General features: G+C 67.5%; 18 protein-coding genes. 6 read left to right on the top strand and 12 right to left on the bottom strand.

Features of this window, described 5'->3' with window-relative positions; genetic code table 11:
• Positions 1-238: 238 nt before the first annotated feature.
• The 5 genes from BLV92_RS16490 to BLV92_RS16470 form a co-directional block, all read right to left on the bottom strand.
• Positions 239-484 carry a hypothetical protein gene (locus BLV92_RS16490; RefSeq protein ID WP_090546669.1) on the bottom strand — a complete coding sequence of 82 codons (246 nt, stop codon included), beginning with the start codon at positions 482-484 and terminating at the stop codon, positions 239-241.
• A gap of 79 nt (positions 485-563) precedes the next feature.
• Positions 564-785 (bottom strand): hypothetical protein, encoded by a 222-nt coding sequence (locus tag BLV92_RS16485; protein ID WP_090546668.1) that lies wholly within the window; start codon positions 783-785, stop codon positions 564-566.
• Between the two features lie 70 nt (positions 786-855).
• Complete coding sequence (locus BLV92_RS16480; RefSeq protein ID WP_090546666.1) at positions 856-1,803, bottom strand: carbohydrate kinase family protein; 948 nt, start codon at positions 1,801-1,803, stop codon at positions 856-858.
• On the bottom strand, positions 1,800-3,155 hold the full coding sequence (locus BLV92_RS16475) for an AGE family epimerase/isomerase (RefSeq protein ID WP_090546664.1): 1,356 nt from the start codon (positions 3,153-3,155) through the stop codon (positions 1,800-1,802). The genes BLV92_RS16480 and BLV92_RS16475 overlap by 4 nt, the downstream gene beginning before the upstream one ends.
• Positions 3,152-4,243 (bottom strand): LacI family DNA-binding transcriptional regulator, encoded by a 1,092-nt coding sequence (locus BLV92_RS16470; RefSeq protein WP_090546662.1) that lies wholly within the window; start codon positions 4,241-4,243, stop codon positions 3,152-3,154. Before BLV92_RS16470 ends, BLV92_RS16475 begins: the two co-directional genes overlap by 4 nt.
• A 228-nt stretch (positions 4,244-4,471) precedes the next feature.
• Here BLV92_RS16470 and BLV92_RS16465 point away from each other — a divergent pair, with 228 nt between their 5' ends.
• Positions 4,472-4,627: a DUF3309 family protein gene (locus tag BLV92_RS16465; RefSeq protein ID WP_090546660.1), complete on the top strand. Its 156-nt coding sequence runs from the start codon at positions 4,472-4,474 to the stop codon at positions 4,625-4,627.
• Positions 4,628-4,705: 78 nt separating this feature from the next.
• Here the strand turns inward: BLV92_RS16465 and BLV92_RS16460 are convergent, their stop codons facing one another.
• Both BLV92_RS16460 and BLV92_RS16455 read right to left on the bottom strand, forming a co-directional pair.
• Positions 4,706-6,604: an EAL domain-containing protein gene (locus BLV92_RS16460; protein ID WP_090546658.1), complete on the bottom strand. Its 1,899-nt coding sequence runs from the start codon at positions 6,602-6,604 to the stop codon at positions 4,706-4,708.
• A 293-nt stretch (positions 6,605-6,897) separates the two neighbouring features.
• Complete coding sequence (locus tag BLV92_RS16455; RefSeq protein ID WP_090546657.1) at positions 6,898-7,947, bottom strand: bile acid:sodium symporter family protein; 1,050 nt, start codon at positions 7,945-7,947, stop codon at positions 6,898-6,900.
• Between the two features lie 507 nt (positions 7,948-8,454).
• On the opposite strand from BLV92_RS16455, the gene BLV92_RS16450 reads away from it, so the two are divergent.
• From BLV92_RS16450 to BLV92_RS16440, 3 genes are all read left to right on the top strand, one after another.
• Positions 8,455-8,976 (top strand): hypothetical protein, encoded by a 522-nt coding sequence (locus tag BLV92_RS16450; protein ID WP_090546655.1) that lies wholly within the window; start codon positions 8,455-8,457, stop codon positions 8,974-8,976.
• 513 nt (positions 8,977-9,489) lie between these two features.
• Positions 9,490-10,590 carry a porin gene (locus BLV92_RS16445; RefSeq protein WP_090546653.1) on the top strand — a complete coding sequence of 367 codons (1,101 nt, stop codon included), beginning with the start codon at positions 9,490-9,492 and terminating at the stop codon, positions 10,588-10,590.
• A gap of 153 nt (positions 10,591-10,743) precedes the next feature.
• A complete protein-coding gene (locus BLV92_RS16440; RefSeq protein ID WP_090546651.1) occupies positions 10,744-11,685 on the top strand; it encodes a LysR family transcriptional regulator in 942 nt (313 codons plus the stop codon).
• A gap of 87 nt (positions 11,686-11,772) precedes the next feature.
• Here BLV92_RS16440 and BLV92_RS16435 read toward each other — a convergent pair whose 3' ends face one another.
• On the bottom strand, positions 11,773-12,732 hold the full coding sequence (locus BLV92_RS16435; protein ID WP_090546649.1) for an NAD(P)H-dependent flavin oxidoreductase: 960 nt from the start codon (positions 12,730-12,732) through the stop codon (positions 11,773-11,775).
• 258 nt (positions 12,733-12,990) lie between these two features.
• Between BLV92_RS16435 and BLV92_RS16430 the strand changes: the two genes are divergently transcribed.
• Complete coding sequence (locus tag BLV92_RS16430; RefSeq protein WP_090546647.1) at positions 12,991-13,884, top strand: alpha/beta fold hydrolase; 894 nt, start codon at positions 12,991-12,993, stop codon at positions 13,882-13,884.
• A gap of 25 nt (positions 13,885-13,909) precedes the next feature.
• On the opposite strand, the gene BLV92_RS16425 is transcribed toward BLV92_RS16430, so the two are convergent.
• Positions 13,910-14,383 carry an Lrp/AsnC family transcriptional regulator gene (locus tag BLV92_RS16425; protein ID WP_090546645.1) on the bottom strand — a complete coding sequence of 158 codons (474 nt, stop codon included), beginning with the start codon at positions 14,381-14,383 and terminating at the stop codon, positions 13,910-13,912.
• A gap of 197 nt (positions 14,384-14,580) precedes the next feature.
• Between BLV92_RS16425 and BLV92_RS16420 the strand changes: the two genes are divergently transcribed.
• A complete protein-coding gene (locus BLV92_RS16420; protein ID WP_090546643.1) occupies positions 14,581-15,363 on the top strand; it encodes a DMT family transporter in 783 nt (260 codons plus the stop codon).
• 281 nt (positions 15,364-15,644) lie between these two features.
• Here the strand turns inward: BLV92_RS16420 and BLV92_RS16415 are convergent, their stop codons facing one another.
• From BLV92_RS16415 to BLV92_RS16405, 3 genes are read right to left on the bottom strand one after another with little or no spacing between them, the layout of a single operon-like run.
• Positions 15,645-16,574, bottom strand: coding sequence for an MBL fold metallo-hydrolase (locus tag BLV92_RS16415; protein ID WP_090546641.1), 930 nt, complete (start codon positions 16,572-16,574; stop codon positions 15,645-15,647).
• Positions 16,571-17,020 carry a MaoC family dehydratase gene (locus BLV92_RS16410; protein WP_090547146.1) on the bottom strand — a complete coding sequence of 150 codons (450 nt, stop codon included), beginning with the start codon at positions 17,018-17,020 and terminating at the stop codon, positions 16,571-16,573. Before BLV92_RS16410 ends, BLV92_RS16415 begins: the two co-directional genes overlap by 4 nt.
• On the bottom strand, positions 17,017-17,262 hold the full coding sequence (locus BLV92_RS16405) for a DUF1289 domain-containing protein (RefSeq protein WP_090546639.1): 246 nt from the start codon (positions 17,260-17,262) through the stop codon (positions 17,017-17,019). The genes BLV92_RS16410 and BLV92_RS16405 overlap by 4 nt, the downstream gene beginning before the upstream one ends.

Below are 17,262 nucleotides of genomic sequence, written 5' to 3'. Positions count from 1 at the left end.
GCGGTCGATCGGAGTTAAGCGCTTCGGCCCTGACCCAAATCCCATCCAGGATGGTTGCTGTTATATGTCCGCGCGCATCGGCGGACGCACGCGGAAAGAGACTCTATTTTTTCGCGCCAGTAACGGAATGTTTTTGCTAACTTGCTCCGCATTCGCGGCCGGCGCGCGAAGGTTCACGCGGCCACCCCGATTTTTGAGTGATATTTAGCCGCACCCGCTCGACATCACGGGATCGTCTTCACGGAAAGGTGTGAGGCTTCGGGATGCCCGCGCCGTGCTCGATGTCGGCGATCGCCTGGCGATGCGCGGCGTCGACGGCCTTCGCGGCGGTGTCGAAACCCGCGTGGCCGCCGACCGTCGTCCACGGCTGCACGGGCTGGTCGCGATGGGTGATCTGATATTCGGCGTCCCAGCGCGCGCCCTGCAGTTCGAGCGGACGCACATGGATCGCAAAGACGCCGTAGAGGAACAACTGCTCGGCCATGATCGCCTCCGGCCGGAGCCGGCAGCGGCGTCCGGACTCCGAACGTCATGCGGACGGCGCATTGCGCGCCGCCGGCATCCTAGAGTTCGAGTTCGCCAAGGATCCGGTGCGCGAGCGCCTTGGCTTCTTCCAGAGCTTCTTCCGGCGTACCCGACAGGGTGTCCACTTCGTACACCGAGTTTTCGGGCGCCTCGCCGTCGTCGCGCGCCAGAGAGACCAGACCCTGATACTGCCCGCCGTCCGCGTCGCGTACCGTCGCGACGGCGGTGTAGATCCCTTTGGTGTAGGTGACGTCTTCCATAATGCCGCTCCCGATGGAAGGAGATTCCATCCTAGCACGTCGCCTGCGCGGCGGCAGGCGGCATGCCGGATCAGCCTTCGAGCAGCGCGACGACCTCGTCGAGCGACGGCGAATGCGCGCCCGAGCGCCGGCACGCGGCCGCGCCGGCCGCGAGCGCGAACGCGAGATGCCGACGCCAGTCGCGTTGCGGCGCGCTCATCAGGCTGAACAGCAGACCGCCGATCGACGCGTCGCCGGCGCCGACCGTGTCCGCGACCTCGACGCGCGGCGGCGTCGCCTCGATCACGTCGTCGCCGGCGAAGAGCGTCGCGTGCTGCGGGCCGCGCGTCACCAGTACGGTCGCGTTCGGGTTCAGCGCGCGCAGCTCCGCGATCGCGGCCGTTTCGTCGCGACCGGCGAACAGCAGCCGCAGATCCTCGTCGGACACCTTGATCAGATCGGCGAGCGCCGCCATCCGGCGCAGCGTCGGCTCGTAGCCGTGCGCCATCAGGTTGCGGTAGTTCGGATCGAAGCTGATCTTCACGCCGGCTTCGCGCAGTTCGGCCGCGAGTGTCGCGAGCGTTTCGCCGAGCGGCTGGCGCACGAGGCTGATGCAGCCGAAGTGCGCCCACTTCGCGTGAGCGCGCCAGCCGTCGGGCAGCCGCGCCGGATCGAACCCGAGGTCCGCGCTGTTCTCGCCCATGAAGAAGTACGCGGGCGGATGCGTCTGATGCACGATCGCGAGCAGCGGCGGCCGCTCGACGCGCTGCATGAAGCGCATGTCGAGGCCGGCCGCGACGCTCGCGTTCCACAGTTCGTCGGAGAAGCAGTCGGTGCCGAGCGCGCCCGCGCACGCGGTCGGCACGCCGAGCCGCGCGACCGCGCGCGCGACGTTCCAGCCCGCGCCGCCAGGATGCGCGAGCCAGTGCGAGCCGGCGGACGGGTCCGGCGAGCGCACGAGGTCGGTGAGGATGTCGCCCGCCGACACGAACGCCGGAAAGCCGGAGGAGAAGTCGGGTCCGGTGTTGCAGACGCTCATTGCGCGGCTCCTTGCTGTTCGTTGCGGCGGTCGTCGCCGTGGCCGCGCGCGAAGCCGGCGCTCAGGCCGACCGGCGGCGCCATGCCGCGACCGGGCAGCGCGTTCAGCGTTTCGTAGCACGCGCCCATCGTGTGGTAGTCGGTCTTGCCGGCGGGGCTTTTCTCGTCGCTGTACTTGCGGTTGTCGCAGGTGAGGATGCGATACCAGGCGCCGTAGCGGTGATCGACGAAGTGCGTCCAGCTATAACGCCAGATCTCGTCGTACCAGTCCCAGAAGCGTTCGTTGCCGGTGCGCCTGCCGAGCAGCGCGGCGGTCGCGAGCGTTTCCGCCTGCACCCAGAAATACTTGTCGTGATCGCAGACGGTGCCGTCCGGGCCGAAGCCGTAATAGAGGCCGCCGTGGTCGTTGTCCCATGCGCGCGCCATCGCCGCGTCGAACAGCTCGATTGCGCGCGGCAGCAGCCACGGCAGCGGACGGTGGCGTTCGAGGATCAGCAGCAGCTTTGCCCATTCGGTCTGATGGCCGGGCTGGAAACCCCACGGCCGGAAGATGTTCGAACTGTCCTCTTCGTTGTAGTGCCAGTCCACCGACCAGTCCGCGTGAAAGTGCTCCCACACGAGTCCGTCTGACAGCTTCGCCTGGCGCAGCGTGAGGTTCGACGCGACGCGCTCCGCGCGGTCCAGATAAACCAGATGGCCGGTCGCCTCGTACGCGGCGAGCAGCGCCTCGGTCGTGTGCATGTTCGCGTTCTGGCCGCGATAGCTCGACACGATCCAGTCGGGCGTCGCCTCGTCCGCGTACAGGCCGGCCGCGCGGTCCCAGAAGCGATGCTCCATCAGTTCGAACGTCGCGGCGATCATCGGGCGCGCTTCGTCGATGCCGGCCATCGCCGCGTGCGAGTACGCGAGCAGCACGAACGCCAGGCCGTAGCAGTGGCGGGTGCCGTCGAGCGTGCGCTTCTTGCCGTCGCGCCAGTCGATCTCCCAGTCGTAGCCCTGCCGCTGCGGGTCCCAGTGGCCGTCGTGCAGGAACTGCAGGCCGTGGCGCGCGTACTCCAGATACTGCGGATCGCCGAACTCGCGATACGCCATCGCGTAATTGAAGACGAAGCGGCAAGTGCTGACGAGGTGCCGCGAGGTCGCGTTGTAGACCGAGCCGTCGTCGCGGAAGTAATGATGAAAACCGCCGCTCGGGTCGAGCACGTTCGGCGCGTAGAAGCGCAGCGTGTCCTGCACATGCGACAGCAGGAACCCGCGGTCCCGGAAGCTCGCGACCGGCGGCGCGGCGTCAGGATGCGCATGCGGATCGGGATGGGCGATGGCGGCGGAGGCGGAATCGGTTGGCTTCGTCATGGCTTTCTCATGGCGTCATCGAAACGTCGGTGGACGGACTCCGCGACGGTCGCGGCGGTCCGGATGTCGGTGAGGGCGGGGTTGGCGTTCGTGGTCGTGGTCGGGGTCGCGGGCAGTGTGCTGGCGCGCGCGACGAGTTGCACCGGCAGGCAGAGTTCGGTCGCGGCGGGCGTTTCTTCGAGCAGCAGTTCGACGCCGCGCCGGCCGAGCGCCTCCTTGTCGACCGCGATCGTCGACAGCGGCGGCGACGCGTGCGCAGCCCCCGGAATGTCGTCGAAGCCGATGATCGCGATGTCCTCGGGCACGCGCAGCCCGCGCGCGATGCACACCCGCATCGCCGCGAGCGCGGCCGCGTCGTTGTACGCGAACACCGCCTCGGGCGGCGCGCCGTGCGTCGCGTCGAGCAGCCGCCGCATCGCGAGCGCCGCGCCGGTGTCCGGATCGAGGCCGCCGTCGATCGTCACTTCGAGCGAAGGATCGAACAGCAGGCCGGCCTCGAAGAACGCGCGCCGGTAGCCGAACGCGCGCTGCGCGATGCTGAAGTGCGCGAGCGACCCGCCGATGAACGCGACGCGCGTGCGGCCGAGATCGAACAGATGGCGCATCGCGAGCGCCGCGCCGGCCGCGTTGTCGATGTTCACCGAGCGCAGGCCCGGCGCCCACAGGTCGATCAGCACGAGCGGGCGTTCGAGCGCGACGAGCGCGGCGAGCGTTTCCGGCTCGACGAAACCGGCGACTGCGATCGCATCCGGCGCGTGCACGCGCAGTTGCTGCACGAGGTCGTCGGCGGGGCCGGCGGTGAGCAGCGCGGGCGCGATCGCATGCTCGCGACACGCGTCCTCGACGCCGTGCAGCACATGCGAGAAGAATGGACTGGCCGCGAAGTTGTTGTGTTGCCGATGCAGCAGGAACGTCAGACGCCGGATGCGCGGACGCAATTGCGCGGGGTCGTAGCCGAGCGAGCGCGCGACCTCGACGATGCGCTGGCGCGTCGCGTCGGACAGGCCCGGCTGGTTTTTCAGCGCGCGCGACACGGTGCCGATCGACACGCTGGCCGCCCGCGCGACGTCGCGGATGGTTGTCCCCATGGTTGTGGCAGGTGGCGGCGTTTCGCGCCGCCCCGGTATTCGGATGCGGGCCATTGTATAGTAAAAATCCCGCCGGGCAACGCGTCGAAGCCGCCTGAAACCCGCGTAAATACCCGTATAAAAGGCAGAAAGCGTGTTTTTATGTGTTTAGTAAAACGGGCTAAACAACTGCCCCGGGCATATCGATTGCTGAGCTCCCATCACTACGTTCGATAAACCGGAGGCAACATGCTCGGCACCATTCTTCTCGTGATCCTGATCTTGCTGCTGATCGGCGCGTTTCCCGCGTGGCCCCACAGCCGCTCGTGGGGCTATGCGCCGAGCGGCACGCTCGGCGTGATCGTCGTCATCGTCGTCGTGCTCGTGCTGATGGGGTCGATCTAGCGCGGACAGCCGCGCGGTGAACGCGCGGCTGTCCGTGTTTCAGGCGGGAAGAGGAGGAAAAAAGCGAGAACGCGCGAGTCAGTCGGACTCGGCGGGCGCGTCGTCGGGTTGCGGCGTGGCGTGAGCGTCGCCGTCGATCACGAACAGGCCCGATGGATCGTATTTCGCGCGGCGCTTCGCGAGCGCGGCGAGCGACGCGATCGCTTCGCTGCCGTTGTGCGCGGCGCCGCCGCCCGGCGCGATCCGCACGCAGCCGATCGCCATCGTGACGAACGTGAAGAAGGTCGGATTGCCGCGGCGGTCCTCGCCGTGGATGCCGCCCGCGAGCTGGTCGGCCGGCGCGTAGAAGCGGCGCGCGCCGTCGTTGAACGTATCGATCGCGCGGCGCGCGCGCCGCTGCCAGTCTTCGCTCTGGAACAGGATCATGAAGTCGTCGCCGCCCACGTGGCCGAGGAAGTCGCGGGTCGGATCGCAGACCTCCGCGAGCACCGACGCCGCGAACTTCAGCACTTCGTCGCCCTGCCAGTAGCCGTACTGATCGTTGAACGGCTTGAAGTTGTTCAGGTCGACGTAACACGCGTGGAAACCCGCGTCGTGCTCCATCAGCCGTGCGATGTGCGAGCTGATCGGAATGTTGCCGGGCAGGAACGTCAGCGGATTCGCGTAACGCGCGGCCTGGATGCGCACTTCGGTCACCGCGCGCACCAGGCTCTCGCCGGTGCCGAGCCCGACATAAAGGCCGTTGTCGGTGATCACGAAGCCGTCCGCGAGATAACGCTGGTCGTCGCTCGCGAGCAGCGTCGCCATCTGTTCGACCGTCATCGACCGCTCGATCATGACCGGCGACGCATTCGCGAACTGCATGCACGCCTTCTTGCCGAACAGCTCGCGGTGATACGGCAGCGCGTAGCGGTCCATGAACGAGCGGCGGTTGATCAGCGCGATCGGCCGGTCGTTCTCGACGACCGCGAGCGCGTGCAGGTCCGGCTGCCGGTTGAACAGTTCGAGCACGTCGTTGTTGGTCGCCTCGCGCGGCAGCGCGGGCGCGCGCACCAGCATCTTCGCGGCCGCCGCGCCGCCCGGGTTCGTCTGCGCGGGCCGCGTCGTCTCCGGGAACACCGCGATGTGGCCGGCGCAAACCGCCTCGCGCGCCTGCTGCGCGAGCATGCGCGGCGGATGCTCGGCGGGGCGGCCGAGGAAATACCCCTGGCCGCTGCCGATGCCCATGTCGCGCACGACGATCAGGTCGGCCTCGGTTTCGATGCCTTCTGCGATCAGCCGCGCGCCGCTCGCGCGCGCGAAGTGCATCATCGCGCGCACCGCTTCGAACTTCAGCGTGTCGTTCGCGATGTCCTGGATGAAGAAGCGGTCGATCTTCACGACGTCCGGCTGCAGACGCACCCACACGTTCATGCTCGAATACGCGCTGCCGTAGTCGTCAAGCGCGAACTGCGCGCCGGATGCGCGCAGCATGTCGATCACCGGCGCGAAGTCGCGCAGGTCGTCCATCTCGCTCTGCTCGGTCAGTTCGATCACGATGCGGCTCGCGTCGAACGCGGGCGGGGCGTCGGCGAGACCGGTCGCGGCGGATGCGGCGGATGCGGACAGGTCGCCGCGGCGGCGCTCGAACAGCCGGAACACGACCGGCGGCGCTTCCGCGAGCTGGCTCAATGCGCGGGCGCTGAAATTCAGGAACAGCTTGCCGCCGTAGCCGAGTTCGGCGAACGCTTCGACGCAGACGCGCGCCGCCTCGTGTTCGAGTTCGATCACGCAGTCCTGTGCGGCCGCCTGCGCGAACAGCGCGGCCGGCGATTCGAGCGAGGTGCCGGCCGGCCCCCGGATCAATCCTTCGTAGCCCTGAATCGAGCCGTCGCTGAAATCGACGATCGGCTGGAATACCGCGCGCAGGCTGCGTTGCGCGATCAGGTTTTGGACGACGGAGGCGGCGGCGGCTGAGACGGGCGCGCTGACAGGCATGGACAGGCCGTACGAGGCGATAACGCCCGTTTAACGGCTGGCCGAGTCAGGAAGTTGAGTGAAATTTTGGTGAATGCCGGCACTGCGATGGTGCCGGAGGCGCGTTGCGCCGTCGCGTCGGCTTGTCCAGCAGTCCTGCCGGACGAAGGTGCGGCGGGGTGCCGCTCGATGCCGGCAGACAGGCAACGACGAAGCCGCCGCATGACGCGACGGCTTCGGGGCTGCATCGACGCGGTAATGAACGTTTGCTTCGGAGTTCGTAGGCCTGAGAATGCGTACGAACGCGCTCGAATTCAGCGCCGCGCGGCGGCCGTCTGCTGGCGTTCGGCGCTGGTTGCGCGCGACTCGTCGCCGGCCTCGGCGGCGCGCTCGGCGCTCGTGTCGCGCGCGCCCCAGCGTTGCGCCAGCGCCGCGCAGACCATCAACTGGATCTGGTGGAACAGCATCAGCGGCAGCACGACCGCGCCGACCGCGTTCGACGCGAAGATCACCTTCGCCATCGGCACGCCGGACGCGAGGCTCTTCTTCGAACCGCAGAAGATGATCGTGATCTGGTCCGCGCGCGAGAAGCCGAGGCGCTTGCTGACGAAGATCGTGATGCCGAGCGCGATCGCGAGCAGCACCGCGTTCACGACCACGAGGCCGCCGAGCGCGGCGAGCGGAATGTGATGCCACAGGCCTTCGTTGACCGCCTCGCTGAACGCGCCGTACACGACGAGCAGGATCGACCCCTGATCGACGAACTTGAGCACGCCGCGATTGCGCTCGATCCAGCGGCCGATCAGCGGGCGCAGCAGTTGCCCCGCGACGAACGGCACCAGCAGTTGCAGCACGATGTTCCAGATCGTGTGCCACGCCGAGCCGCTGCCGGCCGCCTGGGTGGTGACGATCAGGCTGACGAGCGCCGGCGTGATGAAGATGCCGAGCAGGCTCGACGCGGATGCGCTGCACACCGCCGCCGGCACGTTGCCGCGCGCGATCGACGTGAACGCGATGGACGACTGCACCGTCGACGGCAGCGTGCACAGGAACAGCACGCCCATGTACAGCGCGGGCGTGACGAGCGGCGACAGCACCGGCTTCAGCGCGAGGCCGAGGACCGGGAACAGGACGAACGTGCTCGCGAGCACGACCAGATGGAGCCGCCAGTGCGTCGCGCCGGCGATGATCGCCTCGCGCGACAGCTTCGCGCCGTGCAGGAAGAACAGCAGTCCGACCGCGATGTTCGTGAGCCAGTTGAATGCGACAGCGGCCTGGCCGTGCACCGGCAGCAGGCTGGCGAGTATCACCGTGCCGACGAGGCACAGCGTGAAGTTATCGGGGAGCAGTTTCGGACGGGCCATCGGAAAATCTCAGGGCGCACGCTCGACGCGCGGCGCAGGGCTGCGCGATTCGGCTGGCGCGCAGCGGGTAATCGAAGAAGTGCCTATTGTCCCCGCACACCGATTGAAAAAGCAAATTCATTTGAAGAATCGATTAATGCGGATGATGCATGATGGAACGGGCGCGAAAGCGGACTGAAAGTCATCCGCAGACGCCATCGACAGGCGTATTTCCATGTCTGAAGAAAGCATCCAGCGAACCCGAAAGAAGTCCGAAGAAGCCCGATTTTTGGGGTAAAAACCGTGCAGTAACATGGTGTTACAACCCTTCCGAGGGCATAACACTTTTTGGCTCGACACCCTGGCGGCAGGCCCATAAATTACTCGGCAAAGGCCGTTGGGGCAGTTGCAGCAGCAACAGTTACGCGCGATTCACGCGAGCATATCCCCAGGACTGGCCCGCCATGGCCCGAATGGCGGACTTCGAGGCGGCTCGTCGGGCAGGTGATACGCACAATGCACGCAGGGTTGGTCAGAATCGGACGGTGGGCGCTCGGCGCAGGGCTGGCGGCGGTGTTCGCGCTCGCTCACGCGCAGCCGTCGCATCCGCCCCTGCATGCGTCCTATGGCGGTGGGTTCGGACATGGCGCGATGGCTCGCGCGGCGTATGGCGGCGCGCGTCTCGACGGTCTGCGGGTGAATCCGGGCGGCGGCTGGTACGGTGCCGCGCCGCGTGCGTCCGGTGCTCGGGTGGACGGTCCGATCGCCCATGCGCGGCCCTCGTCCCGCTACGATGCGATGCCGCTGCGCGTCGCCGATGCGGCCGGCTACGAGAGCCGTCGCGGCGAAGCCCGCTACGGCGGCGGCATCACGCCGGTCAGCGCGGAAGCGCGGGCGGTTCCGCCTCCGCCCGCCGACTCGCCGGTTCGCGCCGGTTCGATCCGCGAGGACGTCGCGCGCTACAACGAGGAGCGCGCGTCGTTCCGGCCGTTCGCGCACGGCAGCGCGGACGTGCCGCGTCCGCCGATGCCTTCTCCGTACCGGAACTGAGCTTCCCGCGCGGCGCATCACATCACCGCGTCGCGCGTTTCATGCTGTTCTCCCGCTGGATTCCCCTCTCGCTGCTCATCTCGCGGCGAGCCGCTTTGCGTCGCGCATCGCCGTTGCGCGCTCCTTCCCCTTTGTCGTCTCAACGATCTGACGCGCCGATACCACACTTTTTTGAAATCGCTCGTCATACGTAACCCTTTCATCATCAAATCCCGGACTTGCTCGCCAGCGCCCGCCGGCGGCCGCTATGCCGCGCGGGACAAGGCCGGGGCGTGAGGATCACGCAGCTTTCGAGCGTCATCGACGCGCCGGCGGGCGGTCCTAGCAGGTCTGCCGATCGGCAAAGTAATCCGGCCCATATACCGGCAATAAGCGGGGATATTTTTGTCCATAAAAATGGTCCGCAAAGATGGTCCTGCCCCGATCGGCCCCGCCAGCGAGCGAACAAAACAAACGGTTTGCGCGAGCGCCTTAAAGCCGCCAGTTATTTTTTTGACAAAGCCAGGAGAACCCATGAAAACAACCATCAGCCGCGCGCTGAATACCAGCCTCAAGGCGAGCGCGCTCGCCGCCCTGCTTGCCGTCGCATCGTCGTCGGCGTTCGCGCAGTCCAGCGTTCAGCTTTACGGCCAGGTGGACGAATGGGTCGGCGCAACGAAATTCCCCGGCGCGGACCGCGCGTGGAATGTCGGCGGCGGCGGCATGTCCACGTCGTACTGGGGCTTGAAGGGTTCCGAGGACCTGGGCGGCGGCTACAAGGCGATCTTCACGCTGGAAAGCTTCTTCCGCGCACAGAACGGCCAGGACGGCCGCTTCGAGGGCGACACGTTCTTCGCGCGCAACGCGTACGTCGGCATCGAGTCGCCGTACGGCACGTTCACCGCGGGCCGCCTGACGACGCAACTGTTCATCTCGACGATCCTGTTCAACTCGTTCATCGATTCGTACACGTTCTCGCCGATGGTGTACCACGTGTACCTCGGCCTCGGCACGTTCCCGTCGTACACGACCGACCAGGGCGTCGTCGGCGACTCCGGCTGGAACAACGCGGTCCAGTATTCGACGCCGAGCTTCGGCGGGCTGTCCGGCTCGGTGATGTACGCGTTCGGCAACCAGGCCGGCGAAGCCGGCCAGCGCAAGTGGAGCGCGCAGGCGCTGTATTTCCACGGCGCATTCGCGGCGACCGCGGTTTATCAGTACGTGAACTTCAACAACAACCCGGGCGACCTCGGCGGCATCCCGAGCAACACGGTCACGATCCTCGGGCTGAAGAGCCAGGGCGTCGCGCAACTGGGCGCGTCGTACGACCTGAAGTACGTGAAGCTGTTCGCCCAGTACATGTACACGGACAACAAGGACGACATCATCGGCGACTGGCATGTGAACACCGCGCAAGGCGGCGTCAGCGTGCCGCTCGGCGCGGGCACGGTGATGGCGTCGTACGCGTACTCGCGCGACTCGGGCGGCCTGAACCAGACGCGCAACACCGCCGCGATCGGCTACGACTATCCGCTGTCGAAGCGCACCGACCTGTACGCCGCGTACATGTACGACCACATCGACAACCAGTCGTCCGGCGACACGTTCGGCGTCGGCATCCGCGCGAAGTTCTAGGCGCGGTCCACTCCTCGCATGCCAGCCCCGCGTCCTGCCGGACGCGGGGTTTTTTCATTCGGCGGCCTGCGCCGCCCGCTTTGAAGTTTGCCTCTCCCGCATTGATAAACGGCGCACAATAGCGCCGATTGATTCCGGATAAGAGCGAACCCGATGGATACACTCGTCAGCATGAAGGTGTTCCGGTACGTCGTCGAAACGGGCAGTTTCGTCGGCGCGGCCGGGCGGATGAACATGTCCGCGGCGATGGCGAGCAAGCACGTGATGCATCTCGAACAGCAACTCGGCGCGCGGCTGCTGAACCGCACCACGCGCCGCGTCGCGCCGACCGAGGCGGGCCGCGAATATTACGAGCGGCTGTCGCAGGTGCTGACCGAACTGGACGAGGCCGGCCAGGCGGTCGGCGCGGCGAGCGTCGTGCCGCAGGGGCGGCTGCGGGTGTCGTCGCTGACCGCGTTCGGGCTGCGTCACGTGATGGGCGCGGTCGCCGACTATGCGGCCGAATTTCCGCAGGTCACCGTCGACATCACGCTGTCCGACCGCGTCGTCGAACTGATCGACGAGGGGTTCGACGTGGCGATCCGCGCGTCGCCGTCGGGGCTCAAGTCGTCGTCGCTGATCGCGCGGCAGCTGGCGACCGCGCATATCGTGCTGTGCGCGTCGCCGGACTATCTGCGCCGCCACGGCACGCCGAAGCGCGTCGCGGATCTCGCGCGGCACAACTTCCTGCGCTACGCGGGTATGTCCGCGCAGGAACTCGCGCCGTTTGCCGACGCGGCGGGCGGCGCGCGCGGGAAGTTCGGCGGCAACCTGATCGTCAACCATCTGGAGGCGCTGCGCGTCGTCGCGCTGCAAGGCGTCGGCGTGACGATGCTCGGCACCGAGGTGATCGGCGACGATCTCGCCGAAGGGCGGCTGGTGCCGCTGCTCGTCGACGAACTGCCGCCGCGCGAGCTGCCGATCTATGCCGTGTATGCGAGCCGGCGGCATCTGTCCGCGAAGGTGAGGTCGTTCGTCGATTTCCTCGCGAGGCGTTTCGCGGATCGCGGGCTGTGGCCGACTCTCGCGCAGATCTGCGAAGCGGCCGCCCGTTGAACGAAGGCGCGCTGAAAGCCGCACGAGCGGCGCAGTCTGCTTGTGCGTCGCGCGCCGCCCATGCCGGTCAGCGCACGCGCGGCCGCGTCATCGCCCGATCCCGAGCCGCGCCTTCGTCTCGTCGTACTCGCGCCTGAGCCGCGCGACCAGTTCCGCGACGTCGGGCACGTCGTTCATCAGCCCGACGCCCTGGCCCGCGCCCCAGATGTCTTTCCATGCCTTTGCCTTGTCGCCGGCGAAGTTCATCTTCGACTTGTCCGACTCCGGCAGCGCGTCCGGGTCGAGGCCCGCGTTCACGATGCTCTCGCGGATGTAGTTGCCGTGCACGCCGGTGAACAGGTTCGTGTAGACGATGTCCGACGCGCTCGCGTTGACGATCGCCTGCTTGTACGCGTCGGACGCGTGCGCTTCGCGCGTCGCGATGAAACGCGTGCCGAGGTACGCGAGGTCCGCGCCCATCGCCTGCGCGGCGAGGATCGAGCCGCCGTTCGCGATCGCGCCGGACAGCACGATCGGCCCGTCGAACAGCCGCCGCGTCTCGCCGACCAGCGCGAACGGCGACGTCGTGCCCGCGTGGCCGCCCGCGCCCGCGGCGACGAGGATGAGCCCGTCCACGCCTGCTTCGAGCGCCTTCGCCGCATGCCGCTGGTTGATGACGTCGTGCAGCACGATGCCGCCGTAACCGTGCACCGCGTCGATGATCTCCTTCGCGGGCGCACGCAGGCTCGTGATGAAGATCGGCACCTCGTGCTCGATGCACACGCGCACGTCGTGTTCGAGCCGCGCGTTCGACTGATGGACGATCTGGTTCACCGCGATCGGCCCGATCCGCGCGTGCGGATGCGCGGCCTTGTATTCGGCCAGCTCCGTCTGGATGCGCGTGAGCCATTCGTCGAGCACGTCGGCGGGCCGCGCGTTGAGCGCCGGAAACGCGCCGACGATGCCCGCCTTGCATTGCGCGAGCACCAGTTCCGGATAGCTGACGATGAACATCGGCGAGCCGATCACGGGCAGCGAAAGGTCCTGCAGAACGGCGGGCAAAGCCATGGTTCGGGTCTCCTCGCGCGAGTGTGCGCATGCACTGCGTTGCGGTCGATCGATCGGGATGACGAACCGTGCGCGGCGACGTTCGTCGTTCACGGCATAAAACGGTCGTTCGATTATAGGCGTGCATGACGGCCATACGTTACCCACGATGCTTTCGAGGGAGTGTTCGGTTTCCGCTGCGGCGCGGAGAAACCGCGTACCGGCTGCGACCATCGCACCTACAATGTCGCAGATCCAACAATGACAAAGAGACACGCCATGCCGTTCGACGCATTCGCGCCTTTCACCGTTTCCACCGCCAATGGCGTCGACATCGCCGGGGTGAAGGGCGGCGACGGTCCGCCGTTGCTGCTCCTGCACGGGCATCCGCAGACGCACCTGATCTGGCATCGCTGCGCGCAGGAACTGGCCGCGCACTTCACGGTGATCGCGACCGATCTGCGAGGGTATGGCGCGTCGTCGAAGCCGCATGGCGATGCGGCGCACGAAACCTATTCGAAACGCGCGATGGCCGCGGACCAGGTCGCGGTGATGCGCCACTTCGGCTTCGAGCGGTTTCTGGTCTGCGCGCACGATCGCGGCGCGCGCGTCGCGCACCGGATGGCGCTCGATCATCCGGACGCGGTCGAGCGGCTGATGCTGCTCGACATCGCGCCGACGCTCGCGATGTACGAGCAGACCGACCGCCGGTTCGCGACGCTGTATTTCCACTGGTTTTTCCTGATCCAGCCGGAGCCGCTGCCGGAGGCGCTGATCGGCGCGAACCCGGACGCCTACATCGAGCGCGTGATGGGCAGCCGCCATGCGGGCCTCGCGCCGTTCGCGCCGGAGGCGCTCGACGCGTATCGCCACGCGCTGCGCCAGCCAGGCGCGGTGCATGCGATGTGCGAGGACTACCGCGCGTCCGCGACCATCGACCTCGATCATGACCGCGCGGATATCGAACGCGGGCTCAAGGTGTCGTGCCCGCTGCGCGTGCTGTGGGGCGAGCACGGCGTGATCGGACAATGCTTCGATCCGCTCGCCGAATGGCGCAAGGTCGCGCGCGACGTCAGCGGCGTCGCGCTGCCGTGCGGCCACTACATTCCGGAAGAAGCGCCCGACGCGCTGCTCGCGGAGATGCGGTCGTTCTTCGACGCGCGCGAACCGTAAGTACTGTGAGCGCCGCGCGCCGCCGTCAGCCGAGCGGCGGCAGGCGGCGCGGCACCGGCGTCGACTTCACGATCGCGGTGCTGGTTTCCGCGCGCTCGGCGACCTTCGACAGAATCTCGTCCAGTTGCTCGATCGAATACAGGTAGAGCCGCGCGATGAAGCAGTCGTCGCCGGTGACCTTGTCGCATTCGACGAACTCCGGGATGCGCCGGATCAGGTCTTCGACCAGATGCAGCTGGCCCGGCAGCGGCTTCACGCGAACGATCGCCTGCAACGTATAACCGAGCGCGCGCGGATCGACCTGCACGGTGAAGCTGTCGATCACGCGTTGTGTTTCGAGCCGCTTCAGGCGTTCGGACGTGCTCGGCGCGGATAACCCGACGCGTTTCGCGAGTTCGCTGACCGGCGCGCGGCTGTCCTCCGCGAGCGCGGCGAGCAGCGCGCGATCCACGTCGTCGAGCGGCGCGGAGCGAGCCGGGGCGGTCGGGCGTTTCGTCATGGTCGCGTTCTCTTTTGCGTTGTCTTCGCCTTCGATTCGCAGGCGCGGGTTCGTTTGCGCCTTAGTTTAGCGATGTATTCGCGTCGGCGAAGCTATTAAACTGGTTTCACTCATTCGCACTTCACCCGCACGCGAACGGGGCCGGGCATTCGTTTGCGCTCGCCGTGCGTTCACCGTTCCTTCGAGGATTGCATTCGATGGCTTCATCCGATATCCGTCGCGGCGCGGCCGAGATGGCGGCCGCGATGCTGATGTCCGGCACGATCGGCTGGCTCGTCGTCGCATCGCAGCAGGCGCCGCTGAACATCGCGTTTCTGCGCTGCGTGCTGGGCGGCGCGACGCTCGCCGTGGTCTGCGCGGCGCTCGGGATGCTGCGCCGCTCGCGGCTGTCGCTGCGCGTCATCACGCTGGCCGCGCTCGGCGGCGCGGCGATCGTCGCGAACTGGGTGTTGCTGTTCGCCGCGTACTCGCGCGCGTCGATCTCGATGGCGACCGCCGTGTACAACACGCAGCCGTTCATGCTGGTCGGCCTCGGCGTGCTGGTGTTCCGCGAGCGCGTCAGCGCATCGACGCTCGCGTGGCTCGCAATCGCGTTCGTCGGGCTGGTCTGCGTCGTGAAAGTGCAGCCGGCCGTGCTCGCGGTGCCGGGGCAGTATCTGCAAGGCGTCGCGTACGCGGCCGGCGCGGCGTTCCTGTACGCGGTGTCGTCGATCATCACGAAGCGGCTCGCGGGCACGCCGCCGCATCTGATCGCGCTCGTGCAACTGGTGTTCGGCGCGCTGGCGCTCGCGCCGTTCATCCGTTACGGCACGCTGCCGGCGACGCCGGTGCATTGGGCGCAGATCGTCACGCTCGGCATCGTGCACACCGGCATCATGTACGGCCAGATCGCGGGCGCGGTGCTGATCCTGCTCGCGGCCGCCGGCGTGAATCTCGGCTGGCGGATCGTGCCGCAACGGCGGAAGCTGTCTTCGACCTGAGTTGAGAAATTGCTCTGGATGACTGAACTAATCGTGCGGCCCGCGCGAGCGGAAGGCGGGCCGTTCGCTTCGGGTTGCGCCGTTGTTCCGGCGCGGCCGTCCGGCGTTTCATCACGAGGCGGAGCCGCCGGCCGCGTCGGGAATCCGTAGGGAAATCACCGATGCTTCGCGAACGCGCGCGACGGTATGATGCGCTCGACAGTGATCACGTCAGAGAAAGATACTGACGCTCGCCCCTCCAGGGCGAGCGTTTTTTTTGCCCGGCAGCGCCGTGGCGGCGGTCAAACGTGTGCCGGAGCGACGATCCGTTCGCCATCCGCGATAACCGCGCCGTTTTTCGCCAGATCGCCGGTCAGCTCACGCAGCAGCGCGGGCCATTGCTGCGGCGGCGCAAGCTGCGTGGCCGCCGCGCGCATCGCGTCGGCATCGTGCAGCATCGCGAGCAACGTGTCGAAGCGCATCTCGCGCACTTCCAGCAGCTTGAACACGATCAGCACCTTCAACGCGTTTTTCGCGTTGCGCGCCGGGTCGGCCTTCAGCCACGCGATCCGCGCGAACGCGCGTTCGAGCGCCGCATCGACGCCGGTGAACGGCGCGCCGTGGCCCGGAATCACGGTGCCGACGTCGAGCCGCGCGATCGTTTCGAGCACCGCCTGCTGTTCCGCGAAGCCGCTTGCGCCGTCCAGTTCCGGGAAGATCACGCCGAAGCCGTTCTCCCACAGCGCATCCGCGCTGATCAGCACGCGCGCGCCCGCGCAGTGAAGCATCACCGAATCGGGATCGTGGCCGGGCGCGCCGATCACCTGCCAGTCGAGCCCGCCGAGCGTCAGCCGGTCTCCCGGCGACAGCGTGCCGGTGAAGCCGAAGCGTTCGCAGGCCTGACCGGTCGCGCGAAACGTGAGGCGCGCGTCGTCCCAGGCGCGCACCGCGTCCGCGGATGCAGCGGGAATCAGCGTATCGCACGGCCATTCGGCCTGCAGTCGCGCGTTGCCGCCGCAATGGTCCGAATGCAGATGCGTGTTCACCACGAGGTCGAGCGCACGCGCGCCGAGCGCATGGCGCACGAGCGCGACGGTCTGGTCCGCGTGCGTCGCGTAGCCGGTGTCGACGAGCGCGGCGCGCGTGTCGTCGACGAGCAGCACGTTGTTCGACGACAGCCAGCCGCGCTCGAACACGCGCACCGACGGCGGCAGCATCGCGTCCGCGCTCATTGCGGCGCGCTGCCGGGTTTCGGCATCACGAGGATCGTCGCGTGGCCGAGAATGACCGTGTCGCCGTTCTGGTTCTCGACCGACCCCACGAGCTTCACGAGGTCGCCGTTCAGGCTCGGTTTCCACCACGCATCGACGACGTGCCATTCGAACGTCAGCACGTCGTTCGCGTGCGACGCGCGCTTCAGCTTGATGTCGAATTCGAGGCCGAGCGGCTGCGCGTACTGGGAGAAGTGCGTCGCGAGCAGCGCCATGAAATGCGCGGACGGCTGCGTGCCGGACGCGATCAGGCCGCCGAAGCGGCTCTGCGCGGCATACGCGTCGTCGTGATGCAGCGGGTTCAGATCGTTCACGAGCGTCGCGAACGACTTCACCGATTCGGGCGACAACGCGAGCCTGGACGAACAGGTCTCGCCGATCTTCACCACCCGGGCCGGGGCGTTCACGATGCGCCTCCCCGGTTCGGCGCGCGCCGCGCGATCCATTGCACGTGGCGCGTTTCGATTGCTTGCCACACCGCGCGTTTCGTTTCGTCGTCGAACGACGACCAGCCGGCGATCTCGTCGATCGTGCGCAGGCAGCCGTCGCACCAGCCGGTCGCGTCGTTCATCCGGCACACGTTGATGCACGGCGACGGCGGCGCGGGCAGCAACAGCGCCGCGCCCTGCGTGGAAGCAGCCGAGCCCAT

Origin of the sequence: Paraburkholderia caballeronis, from assembly GCF_900104845.1 — a bacterium.
In the GTDB taxonomy this organism is placed as follows: Bacteria; Pseudomonadota; Gammaproteobacteria; order Burkholderiales; family Burkholderiaceae; genus Paraburkholderia; species Paraburkholderia caballeronis.
The sequence above is the reverse complement of the archived record's forward strand: the minus strand, read 5'-3'. Positions and strand labels throughout refer to the sequence as shown.